This is a genomic window from Nannocystis pusilla (genome assembly GCF_020073745.1).
GTDB classification, from domain to species: domain Bacteria; phylum Myxococcota_A; class Polyangia; order Nannocystales; family Nannocystaceae; genus Nannocystis; species Nannocystis radixulma.
Genome location: NZ_JAIRAU010000052.1, coordinates 29,149 through 49,861, shown reverse-complemented (window position 1 = coordinate 49,861; position 20,713 = coordinate 29,149). Strand labels below are relative to the sequence as shown.

The following is a 20,713-nucleotide window of genomic DNA, read 5'->3' as shown; positions in this document are numbered from 1 at the left end:
CATGACGCCCCGTCCTGCGTCCATCGCTACCGGCCCGTTGACGGCTCTCGAGGAGACGGACGCGCAGTCGATCCGCTCGCCGGCCTTCCGTGGCCCCAGGACTTCGCCCGTGACATCGCTCGCCTTTCCAGACACGACGGCGTGGTCTCGTCTGGCGGGGTCCCGCCGACCAGGACGAGGGTCGCGGCGATTCCCGTGGATCCGACCGGCATTGACCCACACGAGCAACGGCCGATGAACGCGTCGGGATCGGTGGGTTCCCGATCGAGCCGCGCGGTGTCCACCTGATGACCACGCTGTCCGACACCGTGCCTGCGCGAGGCTCATCCATTCACAGCGCCTCGACCCAGGCCCCCGCCGTCAATCGCAGCAGCGCCACCTCGCCGAAGATCACCGGCCGCCGCCGATCTTTGCGCGGGCTCACCCGCATCAGCGGGCTGCGCCAGTCCCCCTTTTCAAACGTGTCGAGGGCGGCCAGCACGGCGCTCCGACTCGGCGAAGGTCCGGCGCGGCGCAGCAACTCGACCGTCAGCTCGGCCAGCGCCTGCCCGCCCACCGTCGTCCCGGTGACCTCGCTCCGCGGCGCGCGGCGTGCCATCAATGCGCGGTGCGCCGCGATCGCCGGGGAATCTGCCCCTTCGGCCATGTGCAGCCAGTGCGAACCGACGATCCCCTCCCCCAGCGCCCCGAGCATCGCGTCGAGCCCGTCGACGAAGCCGACCAGCCAGCGCGGCCGGAACCCGCGGCCGGCAGCGTGCCGGATCGCCTGCGCCTCCTGCTCCGGCCGCACCACCGCCAGCACCGCAGCCGCCCCGGACGCTTGCACCCGCTCGACCGCCGGCTCGATCGGCTCCCCCGGGGCCAACCACTGCACACATTCGGGCGCGCGGCCGAGGCCCGCGGCGAACCCGGCGATCCAGTCGCGGCCGAAGTCGGTGTCATACGTGATCGCCCCGACGCACGCGACCCCGGCCACGTGCCGGCCGAGCGCGCGTCCGTTCGCCTCGTAGGGCACGTTGGCGACGAACATGTTCGGCCGCGCCGGCTCGGCCATCGACGACGCCCCCGTGACCACCGCGAGGTCGGGGATCTGCGCCGCCGTCAGACGATCGATCACCGTCAGGTGCGGCGGCGTCCCCACGCACATCAAGAACCCCGACAACGCGTGCTCCGCGAGCAGGCGCTCGACCACCCCCGGCGTCGCCGCCGGATCGTAGCGATCGTCGCCGACGATCAGCTCGATCGCGTGCCCGTGCACCCCTCCGGCCGCGTTGACCTCGGCGAACAGCGCCTGCGCGGCCGCGGCGATCTCGCCGAACATCGCCATCGGCCCGCTGAGCGGCGCGTGGCAGCCGAAGCGGATCGGCTGCCCCGGCGCGACCGTGAATCCTGCGTCCATCACGACGCCTCCGCCGCCAGCGACTCGCCGCGCAGCAGTCGCTCCACCAGCACCACCCCGCGGTCGCTCGCCTCGACCGCGCGCAGCTGGTGCTGGATCCGCGCCAGCCCCTCCGCATATTGCCCCGCGATCGCGCGATCGATCGCCGCCTCCAGCCCTGCCGCCATGACCTCTTCCCCTCCGATCACCGCCCCGAGCCCGTGGTGCTTCACCCGCGCCGCGTTGCCCTGCGCGTCGAACGGGTTGAATTGCGGCGCCAGCACCATCGGCACCGCGTGCCACAGGCACTCCTTGATCGTCCCCATGCCGCCGACCGAGATCATCGCCGAGGCCGCGCGCAGCAGCGCGTGCTGCGGCGCCCAGCCGAGCACCAGCGCGTTGCCGGGGGCCGAGCCGGCGTGGCGGGCCCGCGCCTCCGCGTCGCACGCGAGCACGAACGTCAGGTCCGGTCGGTGCGCCGCCAATGTCAACACCTGCTCGTACAGCGAATGGTGCTGCGGCCGCCACAAGCCTTGCGACCCGGGCGCGCAGTAGACCAGCGGCCGGCGCGCGAGCCACTCGTCCAGCTCGGGCGCCGGCCTCTCGTCGTCGATCGTCACGCTGGCGATGTCGTCGTGGCAGCGCCGCGGCAACGCGCGCGGGAACTCGAACGCCCGCGGGCACAGAATCAATTGCGGCAGTCGCGGGAAGTCCGGCGCGATCGCCCCGTCCCACGACAATTCCTCGCGCGGGAATTCGTACGCTGCCAGCAATGCCTCGACGTAGCGCGGGTACCACCCGTCCGTCGCCCGCCGGCGCTCCTCCGCCAGCCGCTGCCACGCCGCCTCCGCGGCCGCCTGGGCGGTCGCGTCGGGCCCCCACGCGACCTCGCTGCACAGCGGCGGCACCCCCGGCTCGCGCCCCTGGAAGCACGACGGCGACAGCGACGCCACCGCGATCCCGAGCCGCCGCGCCACGATCGGGATCGACACGTCGTACGCGTCGGCGAGGATCAGGTCGGGCTGGGCCGCCTCGTACACCGCGTCGAGTCCGCCGCCGACGATGAACTGCACGCGCGCCTCGTTGCGGCGGGCCGCGTCGGCCTCGCGCGCCTCGCGGCTCATCTGCGGCCACGCCGACTCGGCCGCCGCCGGGAAGATGTCCGCGAGGTACGGCCGCATCACGATCCCTCGCGCCGCGGCGAAGCCCTGCCACGCCGGCGTCAGCAGGTACTCGACGCGATGTCCGGCCGCCATCAGCCCGCGCGCCAGCTTCAGCGTCGGCAGCAGGTGCCCGTGTTCACGGAGCGTGTGGATCAGGATCCGCGCCATGTTCCTCGTGCGTCGGCGCCATCCAGCGCGCCAGCGGCAGCACCAGCACCGCGGCCAGCGTCGCGCAGCCGGCGGTCGCCCAATAGAGTGCCCTGTAACCGCCCCGCGCCGCGACCTCGCCGAGGCCGAGCTCGGCGACGAATCCGGCCAGGGCCAGGGCCGCGCTCAGGGCCGCGCTGACCATCCCGCGCCCGCGGACCCGGTCGTAGAACGTCGCGTAGAGCGCGGGCCACAACAGCAGATGGCCGAGCCCCGTCACGATCCCGAGCGCGATCGTCCCGACCTGCGTGTGGACCTCCGCCAGCCCGCCGCCGACCGCCACGAGGAGCAACGCGCTGGCCACCACCACCGGACCGCGCCCGAGGCGATCGACCAGGTGTCCCGCGGCCGCGCGACCGCAGGCGATCACCGCGAAGTACGCCGCGAAGAACGGGGTCACGCTGCCGAGCGCGCGCCGGGCCGCGAGCGCGGTGATGAACGACTCCTGGGCCACGTAGTGGATCGACAGCAGCGTGAACACCGCGACCAGCACGAGCACGCGCGGCCGGGTGACGTCGCGCCAGAACTCGCGGCTCGTCCCCTCGGTCTCCTCGGCCAGCACCGCCGGCGCCGGCATGCGCACGCGGACGATCGCGTGCGCCGCGGCCAGGCCCGCCAGCGCGTGGCACATCGCCGCGAAGCCCCAGCGCGCGCCGAGCCACTCCGCCAGCGCCGAGCCGACCACGTTGCGCGCCAGGCTGACGAACGCGAAGTAATACGCCAGCACCTGCGGCCTGCGGTTCGCCGGCACCGACGCCACCACCGCCGCCATCACCCCGACGTCGAGGTGGGCCGTGCCGAGGCTCATCAGGGCCACGCTCGCCGCCAGCCCGCCGACGCTGTCGGCCGCCGTCCCCGCGCACACCAGCCCCACGGCCTGCAGCAGCGCGCCACCGATCAGCATCGCCCGCAGGCGGTGGTGCGCCAGCCAGCCCGCCAGCGGCAGCGCGACCAGCCCGCCCAGGGTCGACGCCGCCATCACCTCGCCGATGATCGCCGGCGAATGCTCGCCGCGCTCGAGGTGCCCCGGCACGAAGCGCAGCGCCATCGAGGCGATCGGCCCCAGGCTCGCCGCGACGAAGAAGCCGGCGAACCGGGCGTCGCGCCACGGCAGCTCCGTCGCGTCCGGCCCTGCGGTCCCGCCTCCGGGCCGAACGCTCGTGCTCCCGTCCCCCATCGCCCGCCGCGGCCATCATGCCAGAGGTCGCGGCGACGGCGGCGACGAACCACGCGCGCACGATCGTCCGCCCCGCGATCGCCGCGCCCCGGCGGACCACATGTCCTTTGGGACATCAGACAGCGGGTCCGCGCCCGACTGTCGTCATTCGATCCCGGCGCAGGTCGCCGCCATCTTCGCGCTCGCCCATTCGAAGATCTCGGTCGTCGGCGGGCCGAACGGCGTCTCGTTGGGATCGCAGCCCGACAGCTCGAGGATCGTCGACTTGAACCACACGTCGAACGGGCTGGTGCTGGCCGCGTACTCGGCGATCTTCGCCCGGCTCTCGACCATCGTCACCACCAGCACCCACGGCCCGTGCGGCGTGTGCTGCAGGTGCCAGCTGTCGTAGAGCACCCCGTAACGGCGGTAGGCGGCCTCGGCCTCGGCGCGGCGCGGGCCCTGGAGCTCGGCCACGAATGCCATCAGTTCGTCGACCGGCCTGCACAACGGGAATGCGCGCACCGAGTAAGACATCGACCGCGACGATAGCACCGCCCCGCGGAGGCGCCCGCCCGCGCGCCCGCCCGCTGCGATCCATCTCTCAACCCGCTCCGGCTCGCGCCTCCCCGCGTCGCGCGAGCCGCCGCCGCGCGACTCCGCGGGCGCCGCCGTCGCCCCGCGGCGCCCCGACCCGTCTGCTCGCCGGCCCCGCGCCCGCCCGCCTCGCGTGTCCAGGCTCGTGACGATTCGCGCCGTCGCCTCCGCAACGCGGCGAGTCGCGCCGTCGCCTCCGCAACTCGGCGATGCGCGCCGTCGCCTCCGCAACTCGGCGAGTCGCGCCGGCGCCGACCTCGTGCCGCCGGCCCCTGCGCAACTTCGTCTCGGCCCCGCGGCCCGCCGTCCGGATCCGGGTGTTGCCGATGGCCGCGCGACTTCACCTCGCCGCCTCCGTGCGCCGGCTCCTCGCAGCGCGGCCCCTCGTGCCACCGATCGTCGCGCACCCCTCGACGTCGCCCCGCGCACCGCCCTCCCGCGGCCCGGCGCTTGTGCCCCCGATCGCCGCCCGGCATCGTTACCGCCCATGCCCGTCCGCGCCCTGTCCTTCGCTTCCGTCCTCCTCATCCTCGTCTCCGGCTGCAACGGCGGCGAAAAGACCACCGGGGACGTCAGCGCGACCATGGCAACCACCGACGGCGCCACCACTACCGGCACCACCACCGTCGAGTCGACGGGCACCACCGACGCGCCCACCTCGACCACCCACCAACCCTCGACCGGACCGGGGCCGAGCCTCTGCGATGGTTTGGCCCCGCGGGTTCGCCTGGTCACGACGATGGGCGACATGGTCGTCCAGCTCGACGCCGTCAACGCCCCGCTCACCACCGAGAACTTCATCCATTACATCGAGACCGGCTTCTTCGAGGGCACCATCTTCCACCGCGTGCTCGACGGGTTCGTCCTCCAGGGCGGAGGCCTCCTGCCCGACCTGACGGAGAAGCCGACCGACCCGCCGATCCCGCTCGAGATCAGCCCCGCGCTCACCCACGTCGACGGCGCCATCGCCATGGCCCGCACCGACGATCCGAACAGTGCCACCTCGCAGTTCTACATCTGCGACGGCCCGCAGCACTTCCTCGACGGCGACTACGCCGTCTTCGGCGTGCTCGTCGAGGGCTTCGACGTCCGCGACGCGATCTCGGCGGTGCAGACCGGCAGCGAGGGCGACTACGACGACGTCCCGGTCACCGACGTCATCATCACCGCCGCGTCGTGCGAGTGAGTCCCTCTCGGGACATGTCCTGAAGTACATGTCTCGAACGGCCCGTCGCCCGGCACACGCGGACGGAGGGCCCGTCGGCGCTGGCCGGGCAATACAGCCGGCCTACCCCAACGCCGGTTGGGTCCGCGACCCAATGCATCTTGGGGCCGCCCCTCCGCCGGCCCCACGCATCGCCCGTTTCCACCGGAATTCCAGGCAGTTCCGGCTCGTCCTTGCAGCATGAGCGCTGCAAAGACCGGGGACGCAGCATGCGCACGACCCCGCGCCCACACCCGTCGCCTCCTCCGCCTCCCGCCCTCGCCGATCGCATGCAACGACACCGCCGCCGTATTTCCCCCAACGCCCGCCGACACTGACCGCGCCTCCACGGGAGCCGAAGCATGACGTCCGCCGTTCTCCGACCCGTCTGGACCATCGCTCGCCCCGAAGCGAACGACCATCGCGGTCGCGCTCGAACCGGCCAGCACGGGCGGCGCGATGCGGGTTGCGACCGCGATCCGGCCGAATGCGAGAACCTGGCCCGGAACGGGCGCTCCGGTTACTCTCGCCCCATGACGGGTAACCAGGCGCTGATCGGCACCGTGCTCGCGGAGCGGTGGGAGGTGCTCGACGAGCTCGGCCGCGGGGGCATGGGCGCCGTGTATCGCGCCCGGCACGTCCACCTCGGTACCGACGTGGCGATCAAGGTCCTGCAGAATACCGCGCGGCTCGACGCCTCCGAGATCGCCCGCTTCTACCGCGAATCGCGGCTCATCGGCTCACTTCACCACGATCACATCGTCCGCGTCCAGGACACCGGCAAGACCCCTTCCGGCGACCTCTACTTCGTCATGGAGCACCTCCGCGGCCCCAACCTGCGGGCGTTGCTGAAGCGCGACGGCCCGCTCCCGTGGGCGCGCACGCGGGCGATCGTCCTGCAGGTCTGCGACGCCCTCGACGCCATGCACGACCGCGGTGTCATCCACCGCGACCTCAAGCCGCAAAACATCGTGCTCGACCCGCGTCCTGGTCGCCCCGACTTCGTCAAGCTGCTCGACTTCGGCGTCGCCAAGCCGATCGGCGAGGATCGCCAGGAACTCACGCAGGCCGGCGTCCTGCTCGGCACGCTGCCATACATGGCCCCCGAATACCTGTGCGGCGCGGACCCGGATCGCCGTATCGACATCTACGCCCTCGGGGTCATCGCGTTCGAGCTCCTCACCGGCCAGCTACCCGCGGCCAACACCGCCGCCAACGCGGTCACGCTGCAGAAGATCGGCCTGACGTCCGCGGCCCGGGACATCGTCCTCCGCGCCCTGGCGCGCGAGCCCACGGTTCGATTCGACGAGGCCCGCGGCGTCGCTGCCGCGCTCTCGGCCTTGCCCGAGGATTCGCCCGTCGACGGCGACGAGACCACGACGGTCCGCGTCCGCTCTCGCGCGCCCGAACTGGCGTCCACCGCGAAGGCGGTGCCGCCCCTCCCGTCGCCCCCGCCCCCGCCGTCGACCACCGAGACCGCGCCACGACCCGCCCCGCCGCTCCCGAGCTCTCCTGACCACGCACAAGCAGTCACCCGCCGTGAGGGCGACCCGGTCGGCGTCCTCGACGCGGACGCCGAATCTTCGCCCACGGTGATGGCGCGACCGCCCGCCCCGCGGCTCCCCGGCGCCACCATCGCGGCGCCAATCATCGCCCGACCCGAGGACGCGTCCGTCTTCGTCTACTCTGCCCACCCCTCGAGCGGCGCCGCCCAGGAGCTCGATGACCCGACGCAGATCAAGGATCCCCGCGGGCCAGCCGCGGCGGTCCCCCTACCCCTCCGCGAGGGACCTCGAATCGCGCGTGCGGATGATTCCCCCGACCTTCCGCGACCCGGCGCGCACGAGTCGGCCCCGCGCGCGTCGATGTCCATCGACTCTGCCACCGTCCCGGGGCTCGTGCGCACCGGCGGCGCGAGGCGACGGATCGCCGCCGTCGTGTTCGGCATCGGCGGTCTCGGCCTCCTCGCCGCCCTGTGGACGCTCTGGTCGTCCTACGCTGCAGGCGAAGCCGCGCCGGAGGCCGCACGTCCCGGCGACTCGGCCCTGCTCACGTCCGGCTCGCCGTCTTCACTCGCGACGAGTCCGTCGGAGCCGGCACCCGCCTCGACTGCCGCGAATCCTCGAACCACCCACGAGGCGCCCTCGGAGCCGACGCCCCCCGAGCCCGAGCCCCCAGCGAGCGCAGAGCCGGGCACCCAGCCCACCCAGCCGCCGGCCCAGCCTCCGATGGTCGAGCCGGAGCCGACCGGCGCCGACACCAGGCGAACGGTGACCCGAGGCAAGGGCCGGGGCGCCGAACCGCCCCCGCCCGCCAGTCGGACGCCGCCAGAGAAGACCGTCCCGACAAATCCAGCCACCCCTGGATCGCCGCCGGCGATCGACGAAGAACCTCCCGCCGCCCCCGCGCCCGTCAGCAAGACGATGAAGACGATGGCCGGGCGTATCGCCGGCAAGATCCGCTCGGAGTGCAAGATCAGCGTGCTCTCGAGCCTCGATCGCGCCGAGTACCAGATCGTCTTCCACGTCGACACGAAGACCGGCGCAATCCTCGATGTCGAGCCGAACGGCCCGCACGTGCCCCTGGACGAGGACAAATGCGTCGAGAAGCTGGCCAGGAGCCTCGTGGGCTCGTTCGAGGGCGCGACAGACCTCCAGGCCAAGTTCTCCTATAGCTACACGGTGAAGCAATGAAATCATGGTCGCCTCATATTCCAATCGCGCTTGTCCTCTGCGCCCTCGTGCTCTGGCCCGAGCGCGCCTGCGCCGCGGGGAACGACGCCCTCGCCCAGGTGCAGGCGCTGGACAGCGCCGCTCGTGTCGAGGAGGCGCGGCTGCAGAAGCACTGCACACAGCCCGGAGTCCCCGATCCGGAGGGTGCGCGCATCGCCGAGCAAATAGCGCTGATCCATATCACGCGAATCGACATCGCCCGCGCCGAGCTCCAGATCAAGACGGACAACCTGGTTCCCCTCGTGATTCAGGCGGTCGAGGCATACCGTCAATCCTATCGCTGCGATCCACGCTCGCGGAGGGCGCTGGACGAGGCCCTCGCGGCGCTGCGAGGATTGAGGAGGCACGTGCCGCCCGATCGAACGGAGACGCTCTCGACCCTCGACGCACGGATCAAGGAGGGTGAGGCCGAACTCGCCGAGCACGAGCGGAAGTCCCCCAGGACCGAGCCGGGGCGCCCGCGGACGAGCGTCGGCTCGGTGGTCTACGACGGCGAGGTCACCCCGAAGGGGCCGCTGACGAACACATCCCTCGGGCACCTGGCGCTCCGGGTCGAGGCGGGGGGAGGCACCGCTGCTTTCGTCGATAACGACATCGCGCGCAATCATCTCACGCACCGTGGCTGGTACCTTCGCCTCGAAGCCCTGGCGAGGTACTTCCCGGGCGGGTCCACACGGATAGGTGTCCTCTTCGGCCCGTATTTCAGCCGCATGAGCCTGGACAAGTTCGTGACGGCTCAGCCTGACTGGCCCGGAAACGGCGGGATGACCAGCTTTGGAGCCGTGGCAGAGCTGCAGTTGGTCCCGTTCAAGCGATTTCCCGGCTTCTCCATCAACCCGTTCGTCACCGTCGGCATGGGCCTCGTCAGCGTCGACGTCATGAACGAGCCGAACTTCGCCGGGGCGTACGGCGGAGGCGGCCTCCATGTCTGCTTCTTGAGCGGAATGCTGTGCCCGACCTTGCGCCTCACGTCGACCCCCGTCCATTATCGGAAGGCCTATCCGATGATCCAGGGTGGACTCGGCGTCGACTTGCTCCGCATCGCGGACGTGGTGGTCGCGGCAGTCGCCCGCAAGCAGAAGCGAAACCCCAAGAAGACGCCGGCGACACGATGACTCGGGAGCGCGGCGCGACGTCGAATCGGCCGCGCCGGCCCGCGACACGCGAGGCGTCTTGTCGCAACGACGATGCGCTCGCGACGATGTCTGCGCGGACCCTGTCGGTTCGCGCAGACATCGCCGAAGACCACGCAAATTCGTTCAGAACGCCAGCCGCACCGCGACCCCGATCCGCCCCGGGCCCAGCGCGAGCCCGGTGTGGACCCGACGCATCCCCTCGCGCCAGCTCAGCATCCCGACGCCGAGCGAGGCCGACAGCGTCGACGCCCCGCGCACCAGGCTTGCCGTGAGCGCGCGCTGCGGGTCGCAGCCGGCCTTGTCACAGGCCGCCTGGGTCTCCAACCCCGACCACGCCGCGCCCACCAGCCCCGCGCCCACCAGCAGTCCGCCGACCCACGCGATCGCGCGGGTGCGGCCGATCGTGGTCGCGGGCGACCTCGCCGCGCGCAGGCCTCCTTGCACGTAGCCGAGCCCGGCGGCCAGGCCGAAGCTCGTCACGTACGAGGCGAGCGCGCCGAGGCCGACCCCGAGCATCTCGCCGCCGCCGGGTCGGCACGCCTCGCCAGCGCGCTCGCAGCGGTCGGCCACCGCGCGGGCGGTCGCGAGGTCGAGGCCCACCCCGATCGCCTGCGTCACCACGCTCCCGATCAGGAGCCCCGTGCGCAGCGAACGACGCGAATCGTCGCGCGGCGAGACCATCGCGGGCCTGGCCGCGGCCGCCGGGGTTTGCGCGGCCGCGTTCGCCGGCAGCGCCGGCGGAGGAGCAGCCGACACCGAGATGGGCGGTGCCTCCGTGACCGGCGCCGGCGGAGGCGGGGGTGGCGGCGGCCTCGTCTCCTGCGCGAGCGCGCCGCGGGGCGCCGCCATGGACCACGCGACCGCCGCGATGACCGTGTAGAAGAACACTCTGCGCATGGCCGTCGCCTCAGTTCGCCGCCTTGCGCCGCGATTCGTGGTCACGCGCCAGGCCTCGCAGGTGTTCGAGCAGCTCCGGCCGGGCCGACTCGTGGCGCTCGTACTCGTCGAGCGCCGCGTGGACCAGCTCGTGCGCCGCGGTGCGGTCGTCGTCGTCGAGGACCTGGCTGAGCAGCACCCGCACCCCTGCGCTCTGCGCCGGCGGCACCGACACCGCCTCGCGGATCTGCAGCGCCCGCTCGAGCAGGAACCGCGCCGACACCTTCGAGCCCATGCTGGTGTGGACTCGCGCCATTCCGACCAGCGCCGTGGCGAGCCCGGCATTCACCCCGCCCTCGGTCTTCTCGTAGATCGTGCGCGCCCGGTCGAAGTAGCACAGGGCGACCCGGCGTCGTTTGGTGAGGCGGGCCAGATTGCCGAGCGTGCACAGCGTGCGCGCCACCGAGGCGTGCTCCCAGCCGAGCCGCTCCACCTTGATCGCCAGGGCCTGCTCGCCGAGGCGGGTCGCCTCGACGTGGTCTCCGGCCTTGCGGGCGACCACCGCCAGGTTGTGCAGCGTCACCGCGAACTGCAGGTCATCGGGCTGGAACCGCTTGCAGGCGATCTGGTGGGCCTGCGCGAGCAACCACCGCGCCTCCTCGACCAGCCCCTCGCGGTACGACAGCTCGCCGAGCCACGTAAAGGACCACAGCAGGCGTGGGTCGGCCTCGCCGTGGTGCGTGCGACGGAGCTCCATCGCCTGCTCGTGAAAGGCGCGGGCCGCTCGAAATCGCCCGCGGGACGCCTCGGCTCGGCCCTGCGCGTCCAGCGAATCGGCGAACGCCAGATCGCGGTCGGCCTGGCTGTCCGGCGGCGGTGCGCTCGCCGATTCGTCGGCAATTTCGCCGTCCATCACCGCGCAGAGCCCCGGCAGCTCGTCGCGACGAAAGGCTCGAGTGGGCTGGTATTCGAAGTCGGTGTACATCATGGGACCTCACCGGACCTCGTTGCAGCCCTCGAGCTGGCGACGCGCGCAAAATTATCGATGAGTTACGAATAGATGATACGCGGTGGGAGACCGCGCCGGCGCCGGACCCAACGCGAGTTGGGCCGCCGCCCCAACCAGGACAGGGGTTCGAGAGCACGCATGACGACCCACGACGACGATCCTCCGGCCAGCGCCGATCCCGGCGAAGGTCTCCCCACCCGGCCGCTCACCGGCCGCGGCCCCGGGCGCAGCATGCGACGGCTCGGGCGCGTCAATTTGCGGGTGTGCGAGGGTCCGGACCGCGGGCGCGAGCTCAGCGTCGACCTCGAGGAGAAGCTCTCGATCAAGGGCGGCCGCGGGGCGGTCAACGAGCTCGTCCTCGCCGACGACCACATCAGCACCAGTCACTTCGAGCTGGTGCGGACCAGCCGCGGCGTCCTCCTGCGCGACCTCGGCAGCCTCAACGGCATCTACCTCGGGTCCCACCGCGTGCGCGAGGCCTGGATCGAGCCCGGGACGGTCTTTCGCGCCGGGCAGACCCAGATCCAGCTGGTCGCGGCGGAGGCCGTCGAGGTGCCGCTGGCGACCACCGACCAGTTCGAGGAGCTGCTCGGGCGCAGCCCGGCGATGCGGGCCATGTTCGCGCGGCTCGAGCGGATCGCCCAGCACAAGAACCCGCGCGTGCTCGTCAGCGGCGAGACCGGCAGCGGCAAGGAGTTGGTCGCGCGCTCGCTCCACCGCCGCTCCGCGCGCAGCGCCGGGCCGTACGTCGCCCGCGACTGCGCCACCATCCCGCGCGAGCTGGCCGAGAGCATCCTGTTCGGCTTCCGCCGCGGCGCCTTCACCGGCGCCGTCGCCGACACCCGCGGCTGCTTCGAGGAGGCCCACGGCGGCACGCTGTTCCTCGACGAGATCGGCGAGCTGCCGCTCGAGCTGCAGGCCAAGCTGCTCCGCGTCCTCGAGCAGAAGGAGGTCGTCCGCGTCGGCGAGCACCGGCCGCGGCCCGTCGACGTGCGGGTCGTCTTCGCCACCCACCGCGACCTCCAGCACATGGTCAGCGAGGGCCAATTCCGCGAGGACCTGTGGCACCGGATCAACGGCTTCCCCGTGGCGGTCCCGCCGCTGCGCGAGCGCGACGGCGACGTCCGGTTCCTCGCCGAGGCGTTCCTGGCCGCCTGCATCGCCGAGTCCGGCGCGCACCGCGTATTGACGGAGGAGACCTGTCGCGCGCTCGAAGCCCACACCTGGCCCGGCAACGTCCGCGAGCTCCGCAGCGTCATCGAGCGCGCCTACTGGCTCGCCGAGGGCGACGCGATCGCCCCCGCCGACCTCGACCTGATCGCCGAGCCGCGCGGGCGCGGCAGCGCCAACGAGTGGTTCCTCCACCCCCACGCCGCCGCCGTCGGCGAATTCGAGCGCGCCTACTTCACCGAGCTGCTGGCGCGCTTCCCGACCAAGGTGCTCGCCGCGCGCGCCGCCGGCCTCACCCCCGAGGGCCTCCGCCTGGCCCTCAAGCGCCTCGGCCTGCGCCCCTGAGCGCCGACCCAACGCGCATTGGCGCCGGACCCCAAGCCCGCTTGGGCCCCGCTCCTGCCACCATTTCGATCTGCCGAGAATTGCAGGCGAATGCCGGGCTCCGGTCTTGCTGAAGCAGGGCCTAACAGGAGTCCCGCGAATGAGTGACCAGAGCTCGACCCGCCTCGCCGCCTCATCGTTCTTGCTGCACGTCGTCGTCGCCTCGGGCTGCGCCATGGGAGCGCCGCTCGACGACGACGCGACCGACACCGGCGAGCTCGGCTCGACCACCGCGGTCGAACCCGAGCTGCCCGACGCGCCCGCGCCGCTGCCCGAGGAGGCCCGCGCCGTGTTCGCCAGTTATTGTGTCGACTGTCACGGGCCCGACAGCCCGGGCAGCGGCAACATTCGCATCATCGACGACCTGGCCGCGATCGTCGAGCGCGGCCTCGTCGTCGCCGGCGACCCCGCGGCCTCGAAGATCTACCAACGCCTGACCGACGAGGCCAACCCGATGCCGCCCGCCGGCGTCGCGGCCCGCCCCTCGGCCGCCGAGATCGAGCTGGTGCGCCGCTGGATCACCGCCGGCGCGCTGCCGGGCGAGCAGGCCTGCGACAACGGCTTCGTCGGCTTCGACGACATGATCGCGGCGATGAGCCGCGACATCTTCGAGCAGGTCGACGACGCCGACCGGATCCACACGCGCTACCTCACCCTCACCCATCTCCACAACGCCGGCATGTGCGACCGCGAGCTCGACCTCTACCGGACCGCCATCGCCAAGGGCGTCAACAGCCTGTCCTTGCAGCCCACGCTCGCCGAGCCGGTCGCGATCGACGAGCGCCGCACCATCTTCCGCATCGACCTGCGGGACTACGGCTGGGACGCCAACCCCAACTTCGTCACCAGCGACCTGTGGGACACCGTCGCCGCGTTCAATCCGTTCGCCGTCGGGTTCGAGCGCGGGCCCGCCGACGACCTGCGAGCGCTCGCCGGCAGCGCCTTCGCCTTCCAGCCGGCCGACAGCTTTTTGCAGGTCGCCGCCGGCGGCGCGCTCGCGGGCGTCGACCCCGATCTGAACCTCTACTACAAGATCTTGCAGCTCCCGCACGCCGGCGCGCCCGACAATTCGGTGGCCGCGCTCGAGCGGCTGCCCTTCATCGGCCTGACCGATCGAGCAGCTGCGGTCACCGCCGGCGAGGTCTCCCGCGTCATCGTCCAGGACTCGGGCGTCTCGCAGAACAACCGCGCCTTCGACCGCTACTCGGGCCCCTCGTTCGGCTCCTATTATTACCGCAGCTTCGACTTCGCCGGCGAGAGCGGCGCGGCCAACCTCTTCACCAACCCCACCGACTTCGTCGCCGACGGCGGCGAGATGATCTTCACCCTGCCGAACGGCCTCCAGGGCTACGCCATCTCCAACGCCGCCGACGAGCTCATCCCCGATGCGCCGACCAACGTCGTCAAGGATCTCGGCCAGCGCGACGCCGTCGTCCGCGTCGGCGTGTCGTGCATGTCGTGCCACTCCGCCGGCATCATCACCAGGGCCGACGAGTTCTACGCGTTCTATCAAGGGGTCGAGAACAACTTTCAACAGGGCGAGCGCGACCTCATCGACCTCCTGTTCGCCGACCCCGACGGCGCCGTCGCCGACCAGGGCGCCGACGCCCGTCAGTTCCAGGACCGCCTGCTCCGGCTCGGCGTCACCTCCCCCACCCCCGAGCCCATCTACGGCCTGTCGCTGCAGTTCGAGGCCAACCTCGGCCTCGAGCGCGTCGCCGCCGAAGTCGGCATGACGCCCCGCGAATTCAGCTTCGAGCTCGGAGCCCTCGACGGCGTGTTCGACAAGCTGCGCGCCGGCACCATGACGCGCGACGAGCTCGCCGGGCTGTACCGGGCCAGCCTGTGCGTCCTCCTCCCCGGCGAGGACGTCCTGCCCGCCGGCTGCACTCCCGCGTGACCGAGGAGGCGAGGCCGACACGGCGCCGCGCCCGCCCCGCCGCGCCCCGAGGCCGCTCGAGGGCCTCTTGGCCACGCGGGGCTCGCTCGCGAATGTTGAGAGTATTTTTAGCTGACGACGCTCACCCGGCGACTACCCTGGAGATTCCACGAGCAATCCCATGACGTCCCGGAACCCGCGCCCCACGACTCATCGGTTCTCGGTCGGCGGCCTCCTCGGCGCCATCGCCGTGTTCCTCGTCCTCTACATGACCGTCGTCAACATCGCCGACGCCAGCCGCGCGCTGGCTGCCAGCAAGGACGCGCTGGCCAGGGCGCACAACGAATCGGTCCACCGCCTCGCCCGCACCGACCCCCACGAATACCCACACCGGGCGCACCGGTGAGCCGCGCGTCGACGGCCGTCCGATCCTCGTCGTCGATCGACAATTCGTGGCACTCGAGCGCGCACGCCGGCGCGGTTTCGTGGCCCGCCGTGTGAATCGCGCGAGGCTTCGCCCATGCTCCCCGCGACGACGGAGCGCGTCCGTCTGTGTACGTGTCTATTCAGGCATGTCCATTGCGACATGTCATAAAATACATGGACTCGACGGTGCGTCGACACGAGCGCCGCACGACGTCGCCCGACGACCGTGGATCGACATTCACCCGGGGTCACGCCGGCGCGGGAGCACCGGGTACAGTGAAGCGGAGCGCCGTCCCGCGTCCCGGGGTGCTCTCGGCCCAGATCTCGCCGCCGTGCGCCTGGATGATGCCCTTGGCGATCGCCAGCCCCAGGCCGGCGCCGGCGCGGGAGGTGCGATGGACCTGCCAGTAGCGGTCGAAGATGTGCGGCAGGACCTCCGCCTCGATCCCCAGGCCCGTGTCCTCGACCGTGACCTCCACCTGGCCTGCGATCCGGCGGGCCCGCAGGCTCACCCGCCCCTCGGCCGGCGTGAACTTGAGCGCGTTGTCGAGGAGGTTCAGGAGCACCTGCGTGAGCCGGCTGCGATCGCCGCGCACCGTCAGATCGCCGTCGGCGATCACGTACTCCAGCGCGACCCCCCGCTCGATGGCTCGCGGCTGCATGAGCTCGACGACCCCGCGGAACAGCGCGGCGAAGTCGACCGGGGCGGGTTCGATGGCGAAGGTGCCCGCCTCGATCCTCGAGACATCGAGCAGGTCGCGGATGAGGCGCTCCGTCGCCTCCGCGGAGCGCTTGATGGCGCTGACTCGCCGGGCGCGCTCGTCCTCCGCGAGGGTCGGCCGCTCGAGGCGGGCCACGGACAGCAAGATCGCGCTGATGAAGTTGCGCAGGTCGTGCGCGACGACGGCCAGCGTCTCGTCGCGTTGGCGGGTGGCTCGCTCCGCGTGCACACGCAATTCGTGCTCGGCGGTGAGCAGCCGCTCGCGGTCCGCCTCCGCCTGCTTCAGCGCCGTGATGTCTTCGAGCGTGCCGACGTAGCCGACCGGCTCGCCCTCGACGAACATCGGCGCCGCGCGGCCGCTCACCCAGACCACGCGGCCGTCTCGATGCAAAAAGCGGTAGGTCTCGGCCCACGGCTGTCCCCCGCTCGCGGCCCCGTACCAGGACGACACCACCCACTCACGGTCCTCGGGATGGATCGCCTCCGTCCAGCCCCGGCCCCGGGACTCGGCATAGCTCCGGCCCTGCAGCTCCTCGCACCTGGGGTTGTAGAACACGGGATGGCCCGCGAGGTCCATGACCGAGATGCCGAGCGGCGAGGCGTCGACGAGCGCGCGCATCCGGGCCTCGCTCTCGCGCAGCTTGGTCTCGGCGAGCCTCCGGGCGGTGACGTCTCGATGCACCGCCACGCAACCGACGAGCCGGCCCGCGTCGTCGACGAGGGCGCGCCGGTTGCCCTCGACCCACCTCGTCGTCCCGTCCTTCCGCCGCGACACGAACTCGCGCGTCAGCGTCTCTCCGCCCCCGAGCGACCGCAAGGCGACCGACGCGTCGCGCAATGCCTCGGCGCCGAGGAGATCCGGCAAGCGCTGGCCCAGCGCTTCGGCGGCGGCCCAGCCGTACAACCGCTCGGCGCCGCGGTTCCAGAACGTGATGCGCTCCGCTTCATCGAGCGCAATGACGGCCTCATGCGTGAACTCCAGCAGGTGCTGCCGGTCCATCATCGTCGAGGAGTATCCTCGCGTCCGGCAGCGCCGCAAGTTCACGCGACCGCCGCGGCGGCGCCGCGGACGCCGCGGCTCTCGGGCGCCACTGGTACATCGCTCCCGGGCGACTCGCCGCCCTCGTCGTCGAGCGACCGGCGACGATGATCTCGACCGATTCACCGCGGCCCGCCGGGCGCGGGGCAAACGCCCGGCGAGCGAGACCACGAATCGGCGCACACCGCCAGGCCGCTCCTCGCGCCCCCGAGACCGCGAACTGCCATCGCCGCTGTCCGTGTTTTCGTCGACCCCCGCAGAGAGAGCGACCTCGCGGCGAGTACGCGAGGGCGATCAAGACCTGCGGCTCGTGTTCGTGGAGGACCGCTCCCCTCGCCGGCCGGCCTCAGCCCGGCGGCTCGAACTGCTCGCAGGCCGTGTCGATCACGCTGACCGCCGCGTCGAAGAACGGCGCGTAGTCGGGCGAGCAGATCGAGCCCCAGCTGCCGTACGTGAACGACTCGGCGAACTGTCGCAGCCGCGGCGACGCCTCGGCCTGGCCGGTGCACACCGGGTTCGGCTGGTCGGGGTCGCCGATGAGGCCGAGGACCACGATGTTCTGCTCGAGCCCGTACTTGGCCGCCACCAGCGCCGCGTTCCAGCCGACGGGGTTGCCGTTCGACTCCGCGTCGTCCTCCTCGTCGGTGATGAACGTGACGACCAGCAGCGCGTCCTTGCGCAGGAAGCCCTCGTTGCACTGACCGGCGTTGTTGAGCGTCCCCACCGCCGTCACCATCGCCTCCATCGGCCGCTCGCTGCCGTCGCCGTTGGTCCCGACCTTGGCCACGCACTCGAAGGTGCTGGCGAGGTTCGGCTGGCCGTCGACCATGTAGCGGTTGCCGCCGACGATCCCGCACTCGTTGTCGCTCGGGTCCTTGGTGAGCCCGACCCCGAGCGACGCGTCGCAGCCGGTCGGCTGCGGCAGGTTGTTGCACGGGTAGCCCTCGCACTCGGGGAAGAACGAGCAGAGCACCAGGCACTCCTGCAGGAACGCGTTCCCCGCGTCCGTGTCGATCACCATGATGTGGTAGTCCTCCGCCATCACGGTGTTCTGGATCGACGTGATGAAGCCGTCGAAGCTGGCGGCCAGGGCCGCCTGCTCCTCCGCCATCGAGCCCGAGTTGTCGACCACGAACAGGAAGTCGATCTTCTGACAGCCGCCCATCGGCTCGCCCGTCATCGGGTTGGGGTCGATACCGCCGGATTCCTCGCCGACGTCGAACTTGACCCCCTCGCTGCCCGTCGGGTTGGCCGGCGACGTCTCCGTCACCTCGCCCGAGTCCGAGGTCCCCCCCATCGTCCCGCCCGGATCCGTCGTCTCGCTGGTCCCCGGCGCGGTCACCGTGATCCCCGGGACCGCCGTGATCGAGCCCGCAGACGTCTGTTGCGGGTTCCGGTTGTCGTCAGTCTCGCCGCAGGCGACGACGAGCAGCGCAGTACAGAGACGAGCAGTCGAGGGGTATCGCATGGTCCCCCACACCATATCCAGACGCGAGGCCCGATGTCGAGTGCACCTGCGAGTACGGCCCGGGCGCCTCTCGGGCAGCTACGGGCGCAGCGGCGCGGTTCGCCGGACGACCCCCCTATAAACCTCACGAGGACAGGCGCCGCTGGCAACTCCGAGCGCTTTCGCACCCGGGCCCAATGCCAGCCTCGGCGCATGACGAGGTTGTCATCCTATCGTGGCACCGGGTGAACGGCCCGCGACCCCATATCTACCTGTCGCTCCTGAATTGTGGACGCATGGCCCCGCGCGAACGGGGCATCGCCCGGTATCGCCGGTTCACTCGCAGAAGCCCCACTCCTGGCAGGTCCAGCGCTGCTCCTGGGGCTCCCACGCGCAGTTCTGGCCGCCGCAATCGGCGTTGTCGTGGCACTCGTCGGCTGGCGTCGGGCAGGCGGCCATATCGAGCGTGCCGCAGAAGAACTGGGAGCCGCGGCAGCCGCACTCGTCGGCGCAGTCCTCGGGCCCGGCGCAGCCGGCCGGCACGCACCAGTTCTTGAGCGCGAGCCAGCCGCCGTTACCCCCGCCGGCGCACATGCAGATCTGGCCGTCCTCGCAATCGCTGTCCGACATGCATTGACTCTCGCACTCGCACGACCCCCAAACATCGGCGCACACCTCGTTGCCGGGACAGTCGGCGTCGGTGGCACAGCTACCCGGCTGGCCGTCACAGGCCGGCCAGAACACCTCGTGGGCGCAGTCCAGCGCCACCTCGCGGTAATACACGGTCCTTTCGTTGCACAGCAATCAGCCCGACACCTCGTCCGTATCTTGGCCGTTCTCGTCCTCGAAGAACACCGGCAGACAATCGACGGCCGTCGGGCAGACCGCCGGGAGCCCGGTGTCGGACGTCGTGCTGCTGCTGCTGGACCCGGCCGTCGTCGTCGAATCCACCGACTCGGTGGTCGATCCCGTGCCGGGCCCGGTCGTCGAGATCGCCGTGGTCGCACCCGTCGGGTCGACCGTCGTCGTGCCCGTCGGTTCGCCGGTCGTGCCGCTCGTCGTCGTACTCGTCGGTGCGAGCGTCGTCGCGTTCGTCTCGCTCGTACCCGTCGTCGGCCCCGTGAGAGTGCCGCCGCTGCTCGACTCCGCGGGCGTGGTGCCGCTCGAGGTGTCGGCCGTCGTCTCGCTGGCCGGGGTCGGACCGCAGGCGACGGCGACAGTGAACAAACAGCAAAGAGCGGGAGCGCAGCGAGTCCGAAGCCAGCAATTCATCCCGTCATGCTACACTGGACACGCGCTCGCGGGAAGGCGATTGCCGGGACGTGTCCGGTATCGAGCGGCGGCGACGGTCACCGCGGTGTGCTGCACCGCGCCGGGCTGAGACCCGCGATCGGCAGCCGCGCACCGATGTCGAGCACACCCGCTGTCGGTGGTTTACGGCCGGGCCCTCCGAGGCTCCCGCTGTCGAACGAGGAACATGACCGCGTACGCGCTTGACGCGGTCGCGGCCCCGGGGCACGCTCGGGGCAGCTTCGGGGCCTGTCGTGCACCACCGCGCCGCGCCGCTCGCCGTCTCGCTCGCCCTCGGCCTCACGCCCGCCGACGCGCTCGCCGCTCCTGCACCACATGCTCCTCTGGACATGGTCCAAACGCCATCGACGGAGCCGCCGGGGTCCTATTACGCGTTGCCCTCCGCAGGCCCGCTCCCCCCGCCCCCCGCGCCGCGAATCCGCCGCAAGGGCCTGATGATCGCCGGCTGGACCGTATTCGGCGCGTTCTATCTCGCCACTGTAGGCGCCACCGCGATCACGACGGTCGACGTTTCCGGTGGCCCCGACGCGGGGTATTGCTTCGAGTCGAGCTGCTACTCGGAACCCGAGACCGACCCACGCGTCTACCGGCTGTACATCCCGGTCGTCGGCCCCTTCATGGCGATCCCCGCGGGGTGGAAACACGGAATACGGTCCTTGATCGCGCTGCCGGGGGTCTTGCAGTTGTCGGCGCTGACGATGGCCATCGTCGGCACGGTGCAGTACGTGCGCGACGGCCGGCTTCCGCAGCGAGTCGGCGCCGACGGCTTCAGGCTCGGGAAGCGGCTGCGTCTCGGCGTCGCGCCCACCCGCTTCCTCGACGGCGGCACCCTCGTCCTCGGCGCCCGATTCTGACCTATCGCGCCCGCGAACGACCGC

At 71.7% G+C, this 20,713-nt stretch carries 17 protein-coding genes; 8 read left to right on the top strand and 9 right to left on the bottom strand.

Translation table 11 applies throughout. From position 1 onward, the window contains the following. Positions 1-331: 331 nt before the first annotated feature. The 4 genes from K7C98_RS36950 to K7C98_RS36935 form a co-directional block, all read right to left on the bottom strand. The gene (locus K7C98_RS36950; protein WP_224196589.1) at positions 332-1,399 is read right to left on the bottom strand and encodes an ABC transporter substrate-binding protein; all 1,068 of its coding nucleotides are present in this window, start codon (positions 1,397-1,399) and stop codon (positions 332-334) included. Further along, positions 1,399-2,709, bottom strand: a complete 1,311-nt coding sequence (locus K7C98_RS36945) for a glycosyltransferase (protein WP_224196588.1) — start codon at positions 2,707-2,709, stop codon at positions 1,399-1,401. Before K7C98_RS36945 ends, K7C98_RS36950 begins: the two co-directional genes overlap by 1 nt. Beyond that, positions 2,678-3,925, bottom strand: a complete 1,248-nt coding sequence (locus tag K7C98_RS36940) for an MFS transporter (RefSeq protein WP_224196587.1) — start codon at positions 3,923-3,925, stop codon at positions 2,678-2,680. Before K7C98_RS36940 ends, K7C98_RS36945 begins: the two co-directional genes overlap by 32 nt. A gap of 144 nt (positions 3,926-4,069) precedes the next feature. Further along, positions 4,070-4,441 (bottom strand): hypothetical protein, encoded by a 372-nt coding sequence (locus K7C98_RS36935; protein WP_224196586.1) that lies wholly within the window; start codon positions 4,439-4,441, stop codon positions 4,070-4,072. A gap of 547 nt (positions 4,442-4,988) precedes the next feature. Here K7C98_RS36935 and K7C98_RS36930 point away from each other — a divergent pair. From K7C98_RS36930 to K7C98_RS36920, 3 genes are all read left to right on the top strand, one after another. Further along, entirely contained in the window at positions 4,989-5,687 is a 699-nt protein-coding gene (locus tag K7C98_RS36930) for a peptidylprolyl isomerase (RefSeq protein ID WP_224196585.1), read from the top strand. A 551-nt stretch (positions 5,688-6,238) separates the two neighbouring features. Further along, positions 6,239-8,398: a serine/threonine protein kinase gene (locus K7C98_RS36925; RefSeq protein WP_224196584.1), complete on the top strand. Its 2,160-nt coding sequence runs from the start codon at positions 6,239-6,241 to the stop codon at positions 8,396-8,398. Between the two features lie 47 nt (positions 8,399-8,445). Further along, positions 8,446-9,552: a hypothetical protein gene (locus K7C98_RS36920; protein WP_224196583.1), complete on the top strand. Its 1,107-nt coding sequence runs from the start codon at positions 8,446-8,448 to the stop codon at positions 9,550-9,552. 144 nt (positions 9,553-9,696) lie between these two features. Here K7C98_RS36920 and K7C98_RS36915 read toward each other — a convergent pair whose 3' ends face one another. Beyond that, positions 9,697-10,470, bottom strand: coding sequence for a hypothetical protein (locus K7C98_RS36915; RefSeq protein WP_224196582.1), 774 nt, complete (start codon positions 10,468-10,470; stop codon positions 9,697-9,699). A gap of 10 nt (positions 10,471-10,480) precedes the next feature. Beyond that, complete coding sequence (locus K7C98_RS36910; protein WP_224196581.1) at positions 10,481-11,434, bottom strand: tetratricopeptide repeat protein; 954 nt, start codon at positions 11,432-11,434, stop codon at positions 10,481-10,483. 162 nt (positions 11,435-11,596) lie between these two features. Here K7C98_RS36910 and K7C98_RS36905 point away from each other — a divergent pair, with 162 nt between their 5' ends. The 3 genes from K7C98_RS36905 to K7C98_RS36895 all read left to right on the top strand — a co-directional run bounded on the left by K7C98_RS36905 (position 11,597) and on the right by K7C98_RS36895 (position 15,297). Continuing rightward, positions 11,597-12,973, top strand: coding sequence for a sigma 54-interacting transcriptional regulator (locus K7C98_RS36905; RefSeq protein ID WP_224196580.1), 1,377 nt, complete (start codon positions 11,597-11,599; stop codon positions 12,971-12,973). Between the two features lie 139 nt (positions 12,974-13,112). Beyond that, the gene (locus K7C98_RS36900; protein WP_224196579.1) at positions 13,113-14,912 is read left to right on the top strand and encodes a c-type cytochrome domain-containing protein; all 1,800 of its coding nucleotides are present in this window, start codon (positions 13,113-13,115) and stop codon (positions 14,910-14,912) included. A gap of 160 nt (positions 14,913-15,072) precedes the next feature. After that, on the top strand, positions 15,073-15,297 hold the full coding sequence (locus tag K7C98_RS36895) for a hypothetical protein (protein ID WP_224196578.1): 225 nt from the start codon (positions 15,073-15,075) through the stop codon (positions 15,295-15,297). A 268-nt stretch (positions 15,298-15,565) separates the two neighbouring features. Here K7C98_RS36895 and K7C98_RS36890 read toward each other — a convergent pair whose 3' ends face one another. From K7C98_RS36890 to K7C98_RS36880, 3 genes are all read right to left on the bottom strand, one after another. Next, positions 15,566-17,038, bottom strand: a complete 1,473-nt coding sequence (locus tag K7C98_RS36890) for a PAS domain-containing sensor histidine kinase (protein WP_224196577.1) — start codon at positions 17,036-17,038, stop codon at positions 15,566-15,568. 385 nt (positions 17,039-17,423) lie between these two features. Next, positions 17,424-18,545, bottom strand: coding sequence for a hypothetical protein (locus K7C98_RS36885; RefSeq protein ID WP_224196576.1), 1,122 nt, complete (start codon positions 18,543-18,545; stop codon positions 17,424-17,426). A gap of 315 nt (positions 18,546-18,860) precedes the next feature. Beyond that, on the bottom strand, positions 18,861-19,307 hold the full coding sequence (locus K7C98_RS36880) for a hypothetical protein (protein WP_224196575.1): 447 nt from the start codon (positions 19,305-19,307) through the stop codon (positions 18,861-18,863). 10 nt (positions 19,308-19,317) lie between these two features. Here K7C98_RS36880 and K7C98_RS36875 point away from each other — a divergent pair, with 10 nt between their 5' ends. After that, positions 19,318-19,905: a hypothetical protein gene (locus K7C98_RS36875; protein WP_224196574.1), complete on the top strand. Its 588-nt coding sequence runs from the start codon at positions 19,318-19,320 to the stop codon at positions 19,903-19,905. A 364-nt stretch (positions 19,906-20,269) separates the two neighbouring features. Then, positions 20,270-20,689, top strand: coding sequence for a hypothetical protein (locus K7C98_RS36870; RefSeq protein WP_224196573.1), 420 nt, complete (start codon positions 20,270-20,272; stop codon positions 20,687-20,689). The last annotated feature ends 24 nt before the right edge of the window (positions 20,690-20,713 follow it).